The sequence below is a fragment of the Nonlabens sp. MIC269 genome, assembly GCF_001430865.1.
Taxonomy (GTDB): domain Bacteria; phylum Bacteroidota; class Bacteroidia; order Flavobacteriales; family Flavobacteriaceae; genus Nonlabens; species Nonlabens tegetincola.
Genome location: NZ_CP011373.1, coordinates 2,428,330 through 2,443,596, shown reverse-complemented (window position 1 = coordinate 2,443,596; position 15,267 = coordinate 2,428,330). Strand labels below are relative to the sequence as shown.

Below are 15,267 nucleotides of genomic sequence, written 5' to 3'. Positions count from 1 at the left end.
TCAAGTATAGTACGCCTGTGTTTTATTTAATTGAACATTAAGAGATGTTTTATTAATTTTACACATTGTTTGATCAGGTATCATATGAATCATCATAAAGAAAGTCGTTGTGAGAATTGTGTAATTAGACAGCTTAACTCTCTCAAAGCTTTATCAAAGGAACAGCTCAAAGAAATAAGTGACAGCAAAGTAACCAAATCTATTAAAAAAGGTGAAGTCATATTTGCTGAAGGTGAGCGACTACACGGCGTTTTCTGTGTAAGAAATGGTGTTTCTAAATTGTCCAAGACTAGTGAGAACGGTAAAGACCAAATTGTAAAAATTGCTACTAAGGGTGAAGTATTAGGACAGCGATCGGTTATTACCGAGGAATCGGCCAATTTAAGTGCTGTTGCATTAAATGACATGGAAATGTGCTACATCCCAAAAACACATTTAATCAATAATATAAATCGCAACCCAAAGTTTACAAAAGCTGTTCTCATTCAAATGGCCGATGATTTGAAGTTTGCTGATGATGTAATCGTAAATATGGCGCAAAAATCGGTGAAGCAGCGCATTGCAGAAACATTGATGTACTTAGAGAAAAATTTTGGAATTGATCAAGAAGGCTATATTTCTATGACTCTTACCAGAGAAGATATTGCTAACGTAGTTGGTACTGCCAAAGAAGCTTGTATACGTACCTTGACTAGTTTTAAAAAGGAAGACTGGATTATTACCGATGGTAAGCGAATTAAAATTACCGATAAAAACGCTCTCTTAAAATTGAGTAAAGGATTTTAAGTGTAACACCACTCATCTATTTTTGACCAAACGTGATTAGGGTCAACCTTGTAAATTTCGCTTTTTTGAATCCTACTCTTTAAGGAAGTGATGAATATAAATTCCTTTGGTCGGATAGTAAATCCGCCCCAATGGTTTGGACGCTTAATATCTTTATTTACATTCATTTGAGTAACCTTATTAAGATTATCAAGTAAACATTTTCTTGAGGAGATGATAGCACTTTGGTTACTAGCCAATGCACCTAATTGACTTTCTCTAGGTCTTCTAAAAAAATAGTTGTCAGAAATTTCACTTTCTGTTTGAGAAGCTAGACCTTTTACAATAATCCTCCTAGAGATATTAGGCCAATTGAACTCCAAGCTGCAATTTGGATTACATATTAAATCCACAGCCTTATTACTGTTATAATTAGTAAAAAAAGTAAGACCTTTCCAATCGTATTCTTTTAGAAGCACTACTCGATTACTGATTTCAAGGTCGTTACTTATAGTTGTTAATCTCATGGCATTACACTCGGGAACATGTGGATGATCCCGAGCGGTAATTAGCCATTCATGAAATAATTGTAAAGGGTTACAATCGTCCACTTTTACAATTTCAATGTTAGTACAGGTAAAATTGAATGGTTTGCTATATCTTCACTTACACTGCCTTTAAGTAATCGAGAAACACCGGTTCTTCCATGTGTAGGTATAGCGATAACATCTACTTGTGAAAGCTGTGCGTAAGACATGATGCCTTCTTCAATACTGTAATCGGCTATTCTATTCACTTTTTTGATAGCACTCAATGGTTCAGGATGATTAAGCTTTGTAAAGAAATGGAGTAAAATTTCATCCATTTCATTAGTACTCTTAAAGTTTGAACCAGGCAAATTGACGTATATTAATTCCACTCTTGATTCAAACATTTCAGCTATTTCTAGAACTTTTTTATAGGCAGGAATCACTTCTTCATCAAAGTTACTAGCCAGTACTATTTTTTCTGGATTAAAATTAAGGTCGTTTTCCTTGACCACTAGAACTGGGACCTGAGAGCTGCGTACCACTTTTTCGGTATTACTACCAGATATCACCTCTTTGAAGCCACTTGCGCCATGCGTACCCATTACTATTAAGCTGGCATCTACATCGCTTGCAAACTCACCTATACTTTCAAAGTTCAATTCTTTTTGTAAAACTGGTTCTACAACTAATCCTTTTAAATACTCCTTATCAGTAAATTCACTAAATTGTTTCTCGGCTAGTTTTAATTGAAAAATGTTTTGTTGAACAGCTTGTGCTTGGTTTTGATTGATGACTAGTTCTTCAATACCAGCCATGTGACATAACAGTAATTTTGCATTTATTTTATGTGCAACTCGTGCTGCTACTTGTAATGCTTTTTCTGATTCTTTTGAAAAATCTACTGGAATTAAAATGGATTTCATGCTCTACCTGTTTTAAAATTATAGAACAAAATTATTCTTGATATAATTTTATCAAGGTGACAATTATCATCTTTTTCCCAATATTCTAGAATTAATTTTACACAGTAAATTATCCTTTATGGAAACAAGTTTATTGTTACAAAACCTGAAATGTAGCGGTTGTAAAAATGCTATACTTAAACGTATATCAAAATTGGATGGAATTAAAAACATTCAATTAGATATCTCATCTAGTAAGCTTTCATTTGAATACACCAGTCATAATGCATTGGAAGGATTACGCAGTGATCTAGCTGATATGGGTTATCCAATAAGTGGTGAATCTAATACCATTGTTGAGAAAACAAAATCCTACATTCAATGTGCCGTGGGCAGGTTATCCAAAGAGTAAGATAATTACAGGTTAATTTTTAGGGTTTAAAAGTCGGTTGTAAACGTGATCTAGCAACCGGCTTTTTATTACGCTTTTCTATATCGTTTGTAGATTTTAAAAAGAATCATAAGAATCACTGCTAGTGCAAATAATCCTATTACTCCATAAATCCAATTGAGTGCACTTTTTAAAATAACTAGAAATACTACTGCAAATAAAACAAGAGTAGCACCTTCATTATATAACCTCATACCGTTTGAAGTCCACTTAACCACATTCTTATCTAACTCTTTAAGTATACTATTTGTCTTAATATGATAAATAATCAATGCAAGTACAAAGGCTAGTTTAACATGCATCCACCCTTGTTCCAGATAGTAAGGTCTTATCAACAATAGCAAAATTGCAAAAGTTGTAGCAAGAATAGCACTAGGCCACCCTATTATAAACCAAAGTCTTCTGGACATGATTTTTAATTGATCTAAAAGGATCGTTTTATTGGGCTCTGGTTTATCATGAGCTTCAATTTGATAAACAAATAGTCTAGGAATATAAAATAAAGCCGCAAACCAGGTTACAACAAAAATCAAGTGCAACGACTTAATATATCCATAGAAATTTTCAAAATAATCTGGTAAAACAGGCTCTAATTCCATAGTAGTACAAAGGTAATATGAAAACAGTTACCGATCATTTCAAATAGCTCTATGAGTACTTTTTGAGCGTTTCTATTTGCTTTTCAATAGCCGTTTTAAATTCAGATTTCATTCTATCTATAAGTTCACCAGCTGGTATAGAATCCTTAATAGTTGCAGATCCTTGTCCTGCACTCCAAATAGTTTTCCAGGCCTTGGCCTCAGTATCCATTTCTTTTCCAAAATCAATTTTGGCAGTTGCCTTAAGTTGTTCTTCAGTAATACCTGCAGCTTGTAAACTAGCCCCTAAAAAATTAGCATGTACACCTGATATAGCAGCCGTGTAAACGATATCACTAGCGCCAGATTGAATAATCATCTCCCTATACTCATCAGTAGCTTTAGACTCATGGGTATTAATGAATCTTGTTCCCATATAAGCAAGATCGGCTCCCATTTGCATGGCACTTGCTACATCTTGTCCTGAACTCATAGCTCCAGATAATAAAATAGCTCCGTCGTAGAACTCCTTTACTTCTCTTACAAACGGCATAGGGTTAAGAGTTCCCGCATGACCACCAGCACCAGCACATACTAGGATTAAACCATCAACACCAGCTTGAGCGGCTTTTTGCGCATGACGTTTTTTGATAACATCATGAAATACTAATCCACCATAACTGTGCACAGCATTTACAACCTCACTCACTGCACCTAGAGATGTAATAATTAATGGTACTTGATGTTTAACACACAATCTTAAATCGGCCTCTAATCTAGGATTGCTACCGTGAACTATAAGATTTACCCCAAACGGCGCTGCCTTTTTACCGGTTTCTTCTTCCCACTGCTTCAGGCTAGATTTAATCTCAATCAACCATTCTTCAAAACCTTCACTACTACGCTGGTTAAGAGCAGGAAAAGTACCTACTATTCCATTTTTACAACATTCTATAACCAGTTGTGGACCAGAAATTAAAAACATCGGCGCTGCCACCACTGGCAATTCTAATTGATCAATTAAGGATTGTGCTTTCATGAATAGATTTGTTTTGGGTAAAGATAAGTATTATGCATGCATAAAGAAAAGAACCTGTATCAACTTTGTGCTACAATAATAAACTGTGTTTAAGGTTTTACTAACACATTAAATACGAGTGTAGTTTACATTTGTTTTTGAAAAATATAGGTTTTGAAAAAAAATATCCTCCTAGTTTTTTTTGTTCTCGCTTTCGCGAAAGCGTACTCACAAAAAGCTACTCTTTCTGGAACTGTTACCGAGGCAGCAACAAGTGAAACATTGCTCAATGTTAATGTGATTATTAAGGAATTAAAAACAGGAACCATCACAAATGAATATGGTTATTACTCTATTAATCTTCCTGTAGGGTCATACACCGTACAGTTTACCAGTTTAGGATTTACTAGTCAAGAAAAAATTATTTCCTTAAATAAGGACACTGTCCTTGACATAGCTCTAGATGAAGCCAATGAAGAATTAGAAACTATTGTAATTAAAGCTGATGTTGAAAAATTAAACACAAGATCACCTCAAATGAGCGTGAACGCTCTAAATATAGATACTGTAAAAAAAATACCGGTCGTACTAGGAGAGACCGACCTAATAAAGGCACTTACTTTATTACCTGGTGTGAGTAATGCTGGTGAAGGAGCTGCTGGATTTAATGTACGTGGTGGCGCTGCAGATCAAAATTTGGTTTTACTGGATGAGGCTACTTTATACGGTAGTGATCACCTTTTTGGCTTCTTTTCTGTATTTAATCCAGATGCGATTAAAGATTTAAAATTGTATAAAGGTGGAATTCCTGCTAGATACGGTGGTCGTGTTTCTAGCGTACTTGAAATATACCAACGTGATGGAAACAAAAAGGAAATAAGTGGTACAGGTGGAATTGGGTTAGTCGCTAGTAGGCTTTTATTAGAAGGACCTATAAAAAAAGACAAGTCGTCCTTTTTAATAGGTGGTCGTAGTAGTTATGCTCATTTATTTTTACCTCTTTTTGATATAGATAACAAGGCTTATTTCTATGATTTGAACGCTAAATTAAGTTTTAATTTAAACGATAAGAATAGATTATATTTTTCAAGCTATTTTGGAAGAGACGTGTTTAATGTCAATGATTTATTTGGAAACACCTTTGGAAATTCATTTGTAAATGCAAGGTGGAATCATATTTACAACAGTAAATTATTTGCCAATGCATCATTAATTTTTAGTGACTACAACTATGGCCTTGAATTAGATTTTGTTGAATTTCAATTCGATAGCGGTATTACAAATCTTAATGCTAAATACGACCTCACCCATTACCTGAATGACAAGGTCAAATTACGTTATGGAGTGAACTCAATATATTATGAATTTGATCCTGGGAAAATTGTTCCTACAACACAGGAAAGTGGAGTTAATGAACGACAACTTACTAAAAAATATGCTTGGGAAAATGGATTATATATAGATGGCGAATTCAAAATTAATGACCAATTGAATATTAATGCAGGAATAAGGTATAGTAGCTTTAATCGATTAGGTCAAGATCGTTTAAGCACGTATGATGGTGATCCTGTTGTTTACAATGAAAGCCAAGGAATTTATGAAGGTGCAGAACCTACAGGAGAGACAAGAAACAGCCGTGGTACAACAATTGAATTTTTTGATGCATTTGAACCTCGTTTTTCGGTAGCTTACTCTCTTAATGATGACACTAGTATTAAGGCCAGTTATCAACGTATTGTTCAATACATTCACTTAATTTCAAACACCAATGCTCCTACTCCTTTTGATCTATATGCTCCCAGTGGAACTTATATAGAGCCCCAAGATGGTCATCAAGTTGCAATAGGATATTTTAAAAATTTCAATACTTATAGTTTAGAGATTGAAAGCTTTTATAAAACCGTGGACAATCGTCTAGATTATATTGATGGCGCCGATTTAATTGCTAATGATGATGTGGAACAAATACTGCTCGCAGGAGAAGCTCGCGCTTATGGACTTGAATTACTTTTTCGTAAGAATGAAGGTGATTTACAAGGTTGGATAGCATACACCTTGTCTCGCAGTGAACAACGCACTCCAGGTCGCAGTGAAATAGAACCTGGAATTAATAATGGAAAGTGGTACAGTGCACCGTGGGATAAAACTCATGATATCACCATTACTGCAAATTACGACTGGAATAAAAAATGGGATTTTGGAGCAAACTTTACCTTTCAAACAGGTCAACCTGTAACATTTCCTAACGGTCAATATAGCTTTGATAATTTATTTATTCCTACTTATGGCGAACGTAATAGCAATAGATTATCAAACATTCATAGGCTGGATTTGAGCGCAACTTACACACCAAAACCTGATCTAACAAAGGGATGGCAATCGAGTTGGGTTTTTAGTTTATACAACGTATACAATAGAAGAAATGCAGTGAGTATAAACTTTGGAGAAAATGAAGATACCGCTAGAAATGAAGCAACCAGACTATCGATTTTTGGTATCGTACCTGCGGTTACTTATAATTTTAAATTTTAAACCATGAAGTATCTTTATATAATCATGTTTTTGTTCTTATGCATTGTTTCCTGTGAAGATGTAGTAGAAGTCGATTTAGACACCGCAACGCCTAGATTAGTTATTGATGCAGCTCTAGAACTCAATGAGGATGGAAGTACCACTAGCACAGTATCACTTTCTAGAACTGCTGGCTTTTATGAAGAAAACAACCCTATAGTTACAAATGCCAGTGTAGTCATTAATGAAAGTAATGGAACAACACACAACTTCAGACACATAGGTGGTGGAGTTTATGAATCTAATACTATCAACCTAATAGATAACGAGGTTTATACATTAATCGTTGAAGATGGTAGTGATATTTATACAGCATCACAAACTTTGGAACGCACGGTACCTATCGCAACGGTCGAGCAACTTGTACTAGATAATTTAGATCCAGAAATTACACGCATTACAGTTCTTTATGATGATCCTGTAGGATTAGGAGATAATTATCTATTCACGTATCAAGATCAATACAATGATGAGCTAGATGTAGGTGATGATGAATTTACCGATGGTAATAGAGCACCATCCATTTTCTTTATGGAGGATCTGCCAGTAGGCACTGTTATTACACTAGGGATTAAAGGTATTGACTCTGATTGTTATCGCTTTTATGAAACACTACTTCAACAAACTGAATCAGGTGGACCATTTGATACTCAACCAGCAACAGTAAGAGGAAATATTGTTAATAGTGTAAATGAAGAAAATTTTCCTTTTGGTTATTTCAGAATATCTGAAGTGTTTTTCACGGAATATACCGTTCAATAAGAAAATTTATTAAAATCTAAAAATCTTTTCATTTTCCGCCATGAAGTTCCAGTGGTATCTTGCATCGCCACCTGAAAAGTTTTCAATTCTGTTTTTCTCTTTACCCTTGTGATCTAGCGCAAGAAGCGTAGGGTATCGACTATTGTTATACTTTTCAAATAATTTTTTGTTAGCTTTTTTCTCTTGTGGACTTACAATATCATCCCTAAAAGGTATATCTAGATAAACCAAGATATAATTCTGACTCTCATTAATAAAACGAGGTGTATTAAAAAATTTTTGCTCTAGATTTTTACAAGGAGTACACCAGTCACTACCGCTGAAATAAACCAACATAGGTTTCCTCGATTTTCCCGCATGTTTTAATGCCTTATCAAAATCTGTGTACCAATCTAAAGAATCTACCGTAATTTGGTTTTCAATTTCAACTTCGTATCGTGTATTATTCTCATCTTGAGCAATAAGGCCAAAAGTTGCGACTAGGAATAGCAAAAAAACAAAATACTTCATCATAATTCAGTTATCAGTTCAAATGTAAACAATAACGACTAAAAGTCAATTATCTTGCCAAACCTACTTAAACATAACCATTTCCTTCAATGGCAGTCGTACTTTCTTTAAAGATGCCATATAATCCTCACTTGATCTGTAGCCTATAGGAAGCATTAAAACACTTTTCAACCCAAGAGATTCAAGACCTAGCAATTGATCAATTTCCTTTGGTAAAAAGCCTTCCATAGGACAAGCATCAATTTTAAGTTGCGCACATACTGTGAGTAAATTACCTAATGCTATATAAGCTTGTTTTTGAGCCCAAAGCTCAATTTCGTCTTCCTTTTTTTTTGAAAAAGAATCAAGGAGAAATTCCTTGAAAGGGTTCAAAATATCATCAGCAGTTCCTCTCACATCCTTCACTGTATTAAAATAAGTAACGATCTCATCTCTACCAATCTTACGAGTACAAAACACCAGAACATGACTAGCCTGTTCCACTTGTTTTTGACCGTAACTCTTCTCTACCATCATCGATTTTAAGGCTTGGTCTTTAACCACCATTAATTTAACCGGTTGAAGTCCATAACTAGTTGCCGTTAAATTAAAAGCTTCAACGAGAGTCATTAATTTATCGTTATCTACCTTTTTAGTACTATCAAATTGTTTAACGGCATAGCGCCATTTTAAATTGTCAATAATTTCCATGCTCAATTAACGTTCTATTAAAAGTATTTTGTGTAATCTCGCTTTCGCGAAAGCATCATAAATACAAACAGTGATTGTAAATAAATACGGATTCAAAGGTACAATCCCTATAAGTTTAAAATCGCCGAAGTCCTATAATTTAAGTCTATGACTCAAACAGAAGAACGTATACAAAAATCTGTTACTCAAATTTTCAAAGCTGTATTTCCAAATACAACAAATCATTATGACACTCTTTTTGGTGGAACTGCACTACAGCTTATGGACGAATCTAGTTTTATATGCGCCACACGATTCTCCAGAAAAAAAGTAGTCACAATAAGCACTGATCAAATTGATTTTAAAAAACCAATTCCACAAGGAAGTATCATTGAGTTAGTAAGTAAAGTGATTAAAGTAGGGACAACAAGCTGCGTAGTAGAAACCGATATCTTTATGGAAGATATGTACAGTTATAATCGAGAAAAGGTGGTAACAGGTGTTTTTACATTTGTAGCAGTTGATGACGAAAAAAAACCAGTAAGTATTTTATAATGAAACGTTTATTAAACATACTGGTATTTTTAGTTATTGGTGTAATTGTCTTTGCAATAGGGCTTCAATTTCATATTAAAAGACTTGCTCAACCTATAACTCACACATCCGTTCTTGAAGCTCCTCATGCATATACTGGGATTGTATTAGGTGCTAGTGTAAAAGCAAATGGTAATTTGAGCGCAATATTACAAGATCGTGTAGACGCTGCGCTAATGGCCTATCAAGAAAAAAAAATAGAGAGATTCCTGTTGAGTGGAGATCATGCCCAAAAAGGGTATGATGAAGTAAATGCTATGAAAAAGTACTTGAATAAAAAAGGTGTTCCAGATTCAGTTATATTTCTAGATCATGCAGGATTAGATACATATGATTCTATGTTTAGAGCAAAAAATATTTTTCAAGTTGACACGGCTTTAGTCTTTACCCAAGAATTTCATCTACCAAGAGCGCTATACATAGGAAAAAACATGGGGTTAAATATCAATGGCGTTATAGCAGACGCAAGGATTTATGAAGGAAATTCTCATTTTAAAAGACGAGAATGGGCAGCTAATATTAAAGCATGGATGGAAATTAACATAGAAAACCCACCAAAAATTGACGGTTCTGCAATTCCGATTACAGGAAAATCACAACTCTCTCATGATAAATAAAATTTTTATTGCAATTGCGCTTTTCTAATTAAAAAAAGAAGTTATATTTGCACCCGCAAAAGCAGTTAGCTTTTCGACAAATCTGGAGAAATGGCAGAGTGGTCGAATGCACTGGTCTTGAAAACCAGCGAGGGTCACACCTCCGGGGGTTCGAATCCCTCTTTCTCCGCAACATGAAAAACCCGTTTTCTATATAGAAAACGGGTTTTTTGATTTCTTACTTTAATTATTTTATTATTGACTCAAAACTCGTTCTACTTTTAATTGATCAGTATCAGACATTTCAATCATTAAATTTTTAATAATCTCACGTCCTGTTTCTGTCTTAAATCCAGTTCTTAAATGTTCTCGCGAAGTCTTATAAAATCGCCAAACATGATGAAAACAGGACGCTATTAAATCACGATAATTCTCCTCAGACATAATATCCAATTGAATTAAGTAATCGAACGCAGCTTGTCTTGTAATCATACTGTGTTTAGAATCTGTGTAATCACGTAATAAACTTAAATAAAGCTGTTTTTCTGCATTAGTAAATTCTGGTGTACTTAATGCTAGAACTAACCAAGACATATTTAATTCTGGACTTAATGTATCCCAGCGACTTTTTAAATCTAAAAGAAGTTCTTTCTTATTCTTTGTATCCTGCCATAATAAAAACATGGCACTTTCTCTAGTTACATAACTTGGTTCGTCAATTAAAGTTTGAATTACACTACGGTTGTAATCGTTTATTTGCTGGGTACTCAGAACAATTGCTCTATTAACTTCAAGAAGGTCATGATTAAAAACTTTTTTGATCAAGTCATATTTCCTAATATCATCATGAAGCGTTAACTGTTGAATCATCTCAATTAGAGCAGGAATGTTGTCCCTTTCATTTGCAACTTCCTTGAAACTTGTAAAACTCTCATTAAAATTTGAAATACTTCTAGCTTTTAGTTGAAAAAACTCTTCCATTTCTGGATATGATCTTAATATTTGCAGTGCTTCTTTTGCAGGAAAAGATTTATTTAACAACCACCTTTCTCTGAAATCAAGTAAATCTAACCCAGTTATTTCGGTAACTTTTTCAAGAAAATCAAAAGTAGTTACATTTTCATAGGCATTTTTGGTTAAATAATGTCGTATTATAGTTTTAAAAGCTTTATCGCCTACTTTAACCTTTAATGCGTGTAAAGCCCAAGCACCGTGATCATAAAAAGTTAATGAGCTAGATCCCGGATTAAGCAGCTCGGTAGATTTACCCGTGCGTGATTGCTCTACAAGATTTTCTGCTTTGGTATACAGTAGATTTAGGAAATGATTGTCTCCATATAAATATTGCTCGGCTAGCATGGAGTAATAAGTGGCAAAACCCTCATGCAACCAGTGATGCTGTGATTCTGTTTCAGTAACTAAGTTTCCAAACCACTGATGCGCCATTTCATGAGCATTAACCGTAACATAACTTCTATCATTTGATCCTATTTCATCGTTAAAAAAGCTGTCACTGTAAACTGTTAAACCAGTATTCTCCATTCCTGAATACAGAAAATCCTTCACTGGGACCTGTTTATAAACTTGCCATGGATACGGGTAACCAATTTCTCTTTCTAGAAAATCAAAAATTTCCTTTGTTTTTTTATAGGTAGCGAGTGCTTTATTTTTTTCCCCTTTGTAATAATATAACTCAATTGGAACTCCTGTTTCACTAAATAGCTTATAGCTATCATATTCACCAATCACAATAGCTACTAAATAACTACTCATGGGTTGATCCATGCTATAATTCCATTGTATTACATTATCTAATTCCTTTTTTTGAGTAAGAACACCATTTGATAAAGAAGTTAAATGATCAGGAGCTGTAATTTGTAAATTCCATAACATTTTATCATTCATATCATCAATACTAGGTAACCAGTTACTAGTATATTTACCTTGTCCTTGAGTCCAAATTTGATTCCAAGACCCATCTCCTGTGGCATCAATAAAATACATGGCTTTTTTAGGCTCACTGGTGAAATTTATGCGTAGGTTGATAGTATCGCTTTCGCGAAAGCGAGAACGCAACAAGATACGCTCACCATTATAATCTGACTTGACAAGATTTCCATTGAGAAATACCTCGTGCTCTTTCAAACTCTTGGCATCCACAAATAAAGAATCAGTTGTAGATGTTATTAGAACATCAAAAGATATTTCTCCAGTTACATTTTCAGAATCGTTCTGGAATTGAAGTCGCGCAGTTGCTGACAAAAAATCGGCATAGGTCTGTGATGGTATGTTTTGAGAATAAACACAAAAGCTTACAAACGACATTATAAAAGTAAGGTATTTCATAGACCGTGAAATTACAAAAGTCGTGCCTGTATAACTATACAAAGGCTCGAGCTTAACACACATTAACGAGTTAAAATCATTATACTTGCAGGTAGAAATTGACCCAACGTGTACGAGAATAGCTTCCCTAAAAAAAGATTTCAAATAACCCTTGAGTTTTTAGAAAAACATCTAGAAAAAAACAGCAGCATTCTTGATTTAGGAGTTGAAAACCCATTTAGTAAAATAATGAGCGATGCTGGCTATAAGGTCGTGAATACAAGTGGTGAGGATCTAGATGATGAACTTACTGCCATTTCCAGTTTTACAGGCGATGCTGTTACTGCATTTGAAATATTTGAGCATTTAGTAGCTCCTTATAACGCCTTAAAAGCCATCAAAACCAAAAAGCTCTTTATAAGTGTTCCTATGAAATTATGGTTTGCAAGTGCCTATCGTAATAAGAATGATGTACGAGATCAACATTATCACGAGTTTGAGTCTTGGCAACTGGATTATGTTTTAGAAAAAGCAGGATGGGAAGTTATTGATAGTATTAAATTCACAAATCCCGTTAAGAAATTTGGAATTAGACCTTTTTTGAGAAGGTTTACACCTAGGTATTACCTAGTTTATTGTGAAAAAAGGTAGTCTATTCGACAGTCCAATCTAGCCATTCATCCTTGTATAATAAGGCTGTTTGATAGCATTTAAAAAGGATAGGAAAATTACTTTTGAACTGTTTAGGTGACTCAATAAAATATTCAGTTAATACCGCCATGAACTCATACTGATTGGTAAAGGCGTATTCTCTAAAAAACGCTGTGTTATCCAATCGTTTTTTGACTTCTGGATCCATCAATCTGCGCAAGATAAGTTGATGCTGTTTATGAAATCTTTGTGCATCAACATTGGTACTATGTTCACTTTCAAAATGCAACACATGGCAAAACTCATGTAATCCTAAATGCAAGTTGTCATTTGAATCGGCCATTCCTTGTAGAAAATCAGGCCAACTCATCGCAAGTACTCGTGCACTTGGGTTGTACTCTCCTTTATGCAATGCGTTATTAGTAGGACTAGTAAATGGCTCTGGAAAAAACAATAGGGTATCCAGCATTCCATATGTGTACTGTCTTCGACCAAAAGTGAGCTCACAAGCTACACATGCAGGAAGGACAAATTGTTCATCGGTGACGCTCTCACCGTATCGATTTTTAAAATTCTTTTGACTTATAAAATGAGCTACTCGATGCTCAAATTGCCTTTGATACTTACTAGATAGTCGTTTATAGAAAGGATAGTTTTCTAGAATACGCTTTCGCGAAAGCGGTAACTTCTTATATACAAACATTTGCCTGTACCAAATGAAGTCTTTTTTGCGCTGTAGTTTTATCAATATTAATTGTGCAAAAAACAGTACAATCAACAATCCTAAGGCTCCTAGAACATACGGCGCAAGCCACTCTGAGCTTTTCTCTATTAATATGGAAACCTTTAAGTTAATCGCGAGAAAGGAAAATATTAATGATATACCAGAATAACAACATAAGGCTAGCAAACAATCCAAGTGCTGCGCCAATGTACTGATCCGTATGATATTTGTGAACTAAATTTGATGTTTGATACAATATCGATCCTGCTGCTAGAATAACCATAGCACCAGAAAAAATCAAGCCTAAATCAAATCCAAAAATCATAGAGGCTATAATGATTCCTATAGCTACAAAAAAACCTACTACTAGAATACTACGTAAGAAGGAAAAATCTTTTTTTGTAAATAAAACAACCGCACTCAATCCAGTAAATAATCCTAAAGTCACTACTGCAGCTTGATTGAGTAAATTTGATTGTTGTAATTCACCCACGTAAATTGCAACTGTGATTAGAGGAACAAAAATAACAGCCTCGGCAACGACAAATAGTAGTAAAGCCAAATATTGCTGTGTTTTATCATGACTAGTATGCGCAATTTTTTCGGCATAGTTTGTCGCCAGCATAAACACTCCTAGAACCAGTAACCAACGCCAGCCATTAAGCATGCTCATCATAAATTCAACAAGCGGAGTTATTCTGATAAAAACAGCTTCAACTATAATAAAAAGCAATACTGCAAGGGCAACATGCATGTAAGTTTTTCTGTAAAAAGTGGCTCTAGTTGAGTCGTTGACCTGAATTAATGATTCAAATTGAGAATCGTACTGCTCATTGTGTTGTGATTCCATATATCTGTGGTTGGTATTTTTAAGATTACTAAAATAATGATTAATAATTATGGATATCGTATTATACTGAAATATTTAAGCAAATTTTGAAAGGACAACGTTTTTGAAATTCAATTTTAAAAATTGTACTAATTTAAATGCGGTAATAAATAATTTTTAATCGTTAAACCTTTGAAACTTTCTATAGTCAAAGAGTAAGTATGAGGGCAATTTCTGATCAGGAAATTTTAGAGAATATCAACAATCCGCAGCGCATGCAGTTAGGATACAAGCAACTTGTGCAGTGCTACAGTAAAAGAATATACTGGCAGGTACGTAAACTTGTAATAACTCATGAAGATGCTGATGATGTTGTACAAAATGTTTTTATCAAAATATTTAAAGGTATTAAGAATTTTAAAGGAGACAGTAAATTGAGCACTTGGATGTATCGTATAGCTTATAATGAAAGCATGACCTGGTTAAATAAGAAAGCTCGTTCCATGCAAATTACTAGTGAAGAATTGGTTCAAAAGCTCACACAAAACCTAACAGCCGATGTATATTTTACTGAAGACGAAATATTGATAGCATTACAAAAAGCCCTAGCAAGTCTACCAGATAGACAACGTGAAATTTTTAATATGAGGTACTACGACTCAATAAAATTTAGTGAGATCGCTCACATACTAGAACTGTCAGAAGGTGCTGTGAAAAGCAGCTACCATCTCGCAGCAAAAAAAGTAGAACAGTTTATAAAGACTCATCAAACTATTGAGTTGGATTAAAGTC

At 34.4% G+C, this 15,267-nt stretch carries 17 protein-coding genes and 1 tRNA gene; 9 read left to right on the top strand and 9 right to left on the bottom strand.

Features of this window, described 5'->3' with window-relative positions:
• Positions 1-84 precede the first annotated feature (84 nt).
• On the top strand, positions 85-786 hold the full coding sequence (locus AAT17_RS11045; protein ID WP_060524360.1) for a Crp/Fnr family transcriptional regulator: 702 nt from the start codon (positions 85-87) through the stop codon (positions 784-786).
• On the opposite strand, the gene pdxH is transcribed toward AAT17_RS11045, so the two are convergent.
• Positions 783-1,376, bottom strand: a complete 594-nt coding sequence (gene pdxH, locus AAT17_RS11040; RefSeq protein WP_060524358.1) for a pyridoxamine 5'-phosphate oxidase — start codon at positions 1,374-1,376, stop codon at positions 783-785. The two genes, AAT17_RS11045 and pdxH, sit on opposite strands and share 4 nt — an antisense overlap.
• A gap of 2 nt (positions 1,377-1,378) precedes the next feature.
• On the bottom strand, positions 1,379-2,218 hold the full coding sequence (locus AAT17_RS11035) for a universal stress protein (protein ID WP_060524357.1): 840 nt from the start codon (positions 2,216-2,218) through the stop codon (positions 1,379-1,381).
• Between the two features lie 118 nt (positions 2,219-2,336).
• Between AAT17_RS11035 and AAT17_RS11030 the strand changes: the two genes are divergently transcribed.
• Entirely contained in the window at positions 2,337-2,609 is a 273-nt protein-coding gene (locus AAT17_RS11030) for a heavy-metal-associated domain-containing protein (RefSeq protein ID WP_042277829.1), read from the top strand.
• A gap of 68 nt (positions 2,610-2,677) precedes the next feature.
• Here AAT17_RS11030 and AAT17_RS11025 read toward each other — a convergent pair whose 3' ends face one another.
• A complete protein-coding gene (locus AAT17_RS11025) occupies positions 2,678-3,247 on the bottom strand; it encodes a CopD family protein (protein ID WP_042277827.1) in 570 nt (189 codons plus the stop codon).
• 49 nt (positions 3,248-3,296) lie between these two features.
• Positions 3,297-4,265, bottom strand: coding sequence for a nitronate monooxygenase family protein (locus tag AAT17_RS11020; RefSeq protein WP_060524355.1), 969 nt, complete (start codon positions 4,263-4,265; stop codon positions 3,297-3,299).
• Positions 4,266-4,418: 153 nt separating this feature from the next.
• Between AAT17_RS11020 and AAT17_RS11015 the strand changes: the two genes are divergently transcribed.
• Together AAT17_RS11015 and AAT17_RS11010 are read left to right on the top strand one after the other, a co-directional pair.
• Entirely contained in the window at positions 4,419-6,776 is a 2,358-nt protein-coding gene (locus AAT17_RS11015) for a TonB-dependent receptor (RefSeq protein ID WP_060524353.1), read from the top strand.
• Between the two features lie 3 nt (positions 6,777-6,779).
• Entirely contained in the window at positions 6,780-7,577 is a 798-nt protein-coding gene (locus AAT17_RS11010; RefSeq protein ID WP_060524351.1) for a DUF4249 family protein, read from the top strand.
• A gap of 9 nt (positions 7,578-7,586) precedes the next feature.
• Here the strand turns inward: AAT17_RS11010 and AAT17_RS11005 are convergent, their stop codons facing one another.
• Together AAT17_RS11005 and AAT17_RS11000 are read right to left on the bottom strand one after the other, a co-directional pair.
• Complete coding sequence (locus AAT17_RS11005; protein ID WP_060524349.1) at positions 7,587-8,087, bottom strand: thioredoxin family protein; 501 nt, start codon at positions 8,085-8,087, stop codon at positions 7,587-7,589.
• Positions 8,088-8,150: 63 nt separating this feature from the next.
• The gene (locus AAT17_RS11000; RefSeq protein WP_060524347.1) at positions 8,151-8,777 is read right to left on the bottom strand and encodes an NAD(P)H-dependent oxidoreductase; all 627 of its coding nucleotides are present in this window, start codon (positions 8,775-8,777) and stop codon (positions 8,151-8,153) included.
• A gap of 147 nt (positions 8,778-8,924) precedes the next feature.
• Between AAT17_RS11000 and AAT17_RS10995 the strand changes: the two genes are divergently transcribed.
• The 3 genes from AAT17_RS10995 to AAT17_RS10985 all read left to right on the top strand — a co-directional run bounded on the left by AAT17_RS10995 (position 8,925) and on the right by AAT17_RS10985 (position 10,136).
• On the top strand, positions 8,925-9,311 hold the full coding sequence (locus AAT17_RS10995) for an acyl-CoA thioesterase (protein ID WP_042277818.1): 387 nt from the start codon (positions 8,925-8,927) through the stop codon (positions 9,309-9,311).
• Complete coding sequence (locus tag AAT17_RS10990) at positions 9,311-9,967, top strand: vancomycin high temperature exclusion protein (RefSeq protein ID WP_060524345.1); 657 nt, start codon at positions 9,311-9,313, stop codon at positions 9,965-9,967. Before AAT17_RS10995 ends, AAT17_RS10990 begins: the two co-directional genes overlap by 1 nt.
• Before the next feature lie 84 nt (positions 9,968-10,051).
• A tRNA-Ser gene (locus AAT17_RS10985) sits at positions 10,052-10,136 on the top strand.
• 65 nt (positions 10,137-10,201) lie between these two features.
• On the opposite strand, the gene AAT17_RS10980 is transcribed toward AAT17_RS10985, so the two are convergent.
• Complete coding sequence (locus tag AAT17_RS10980) at positions 10,202-12,292, bottom strand: M1 family metallopeptidase (protein WP_060524343.1); 2,091 nt, start codon at positions 12,290-12,292, stop codon at positions 10,202-10,204.
• 108 nt (positions 12,293-12,400) lie between these two features.
• Here AAT17_RS10980 and AAT17_RS10975 point away from each other — a divergent pair, with 108 nt between their 5' ends.
• Positions 12,401-12,922, top strand: a complete 522-nt coding sequence (locus AAT17_RS10975) for a methyltransferase (protein WP_060524341.1) — start codon at positions 12,401-12,403, stop codon at positions 12,920-12,922.
• Position 12,923: 1 nt separating this feature from the next.
• Here AAT17_RS10975 and AAT17_RS10970 read toward each other — a convergent pair whose 3' ends face one another.
• Positions 12,924-13,625: a zinc-dependent peptidase gene (locus AAT17_RS10970; RefSeq protein ID WP_157539266.1), complete on the bottom strand. Its 702-nt coding sequence runs from the start codon at positions 13,623-13,625 to the stop codon at positions 12,924-12,926.
• Positions 13,626-13,773: 148 nt separating this feature from the next.
• Complete coding sequence (locus AAT17_RS10965) at positions 13,774-14,496, bottom strand: Bax inhibitor-1 family protein (protein ID WP_042277810.1); 723 nt, start codon at positions 14,494-14,496, stop codon at positions 13,774-13,776.
• Positions 14,497-14,696: 200 nt separating this feature from the next.
• Between AAT17_RS10965 and AAT17_RS10960 the strand changes: the two genes are divergently transcribed.
• Positions 14,697-15,263, top strand: coding sequence for an RNA polymerase sigma factor (locus AAT17_RS10960; RefSeq protein ID WP_060524337.1), 567 nt, complete (start codon positions 14,697-14,699; stop codon positions 15,261-15,263).
• Positions 15,264-15,267: the final 4 nt, after the last annotated feature.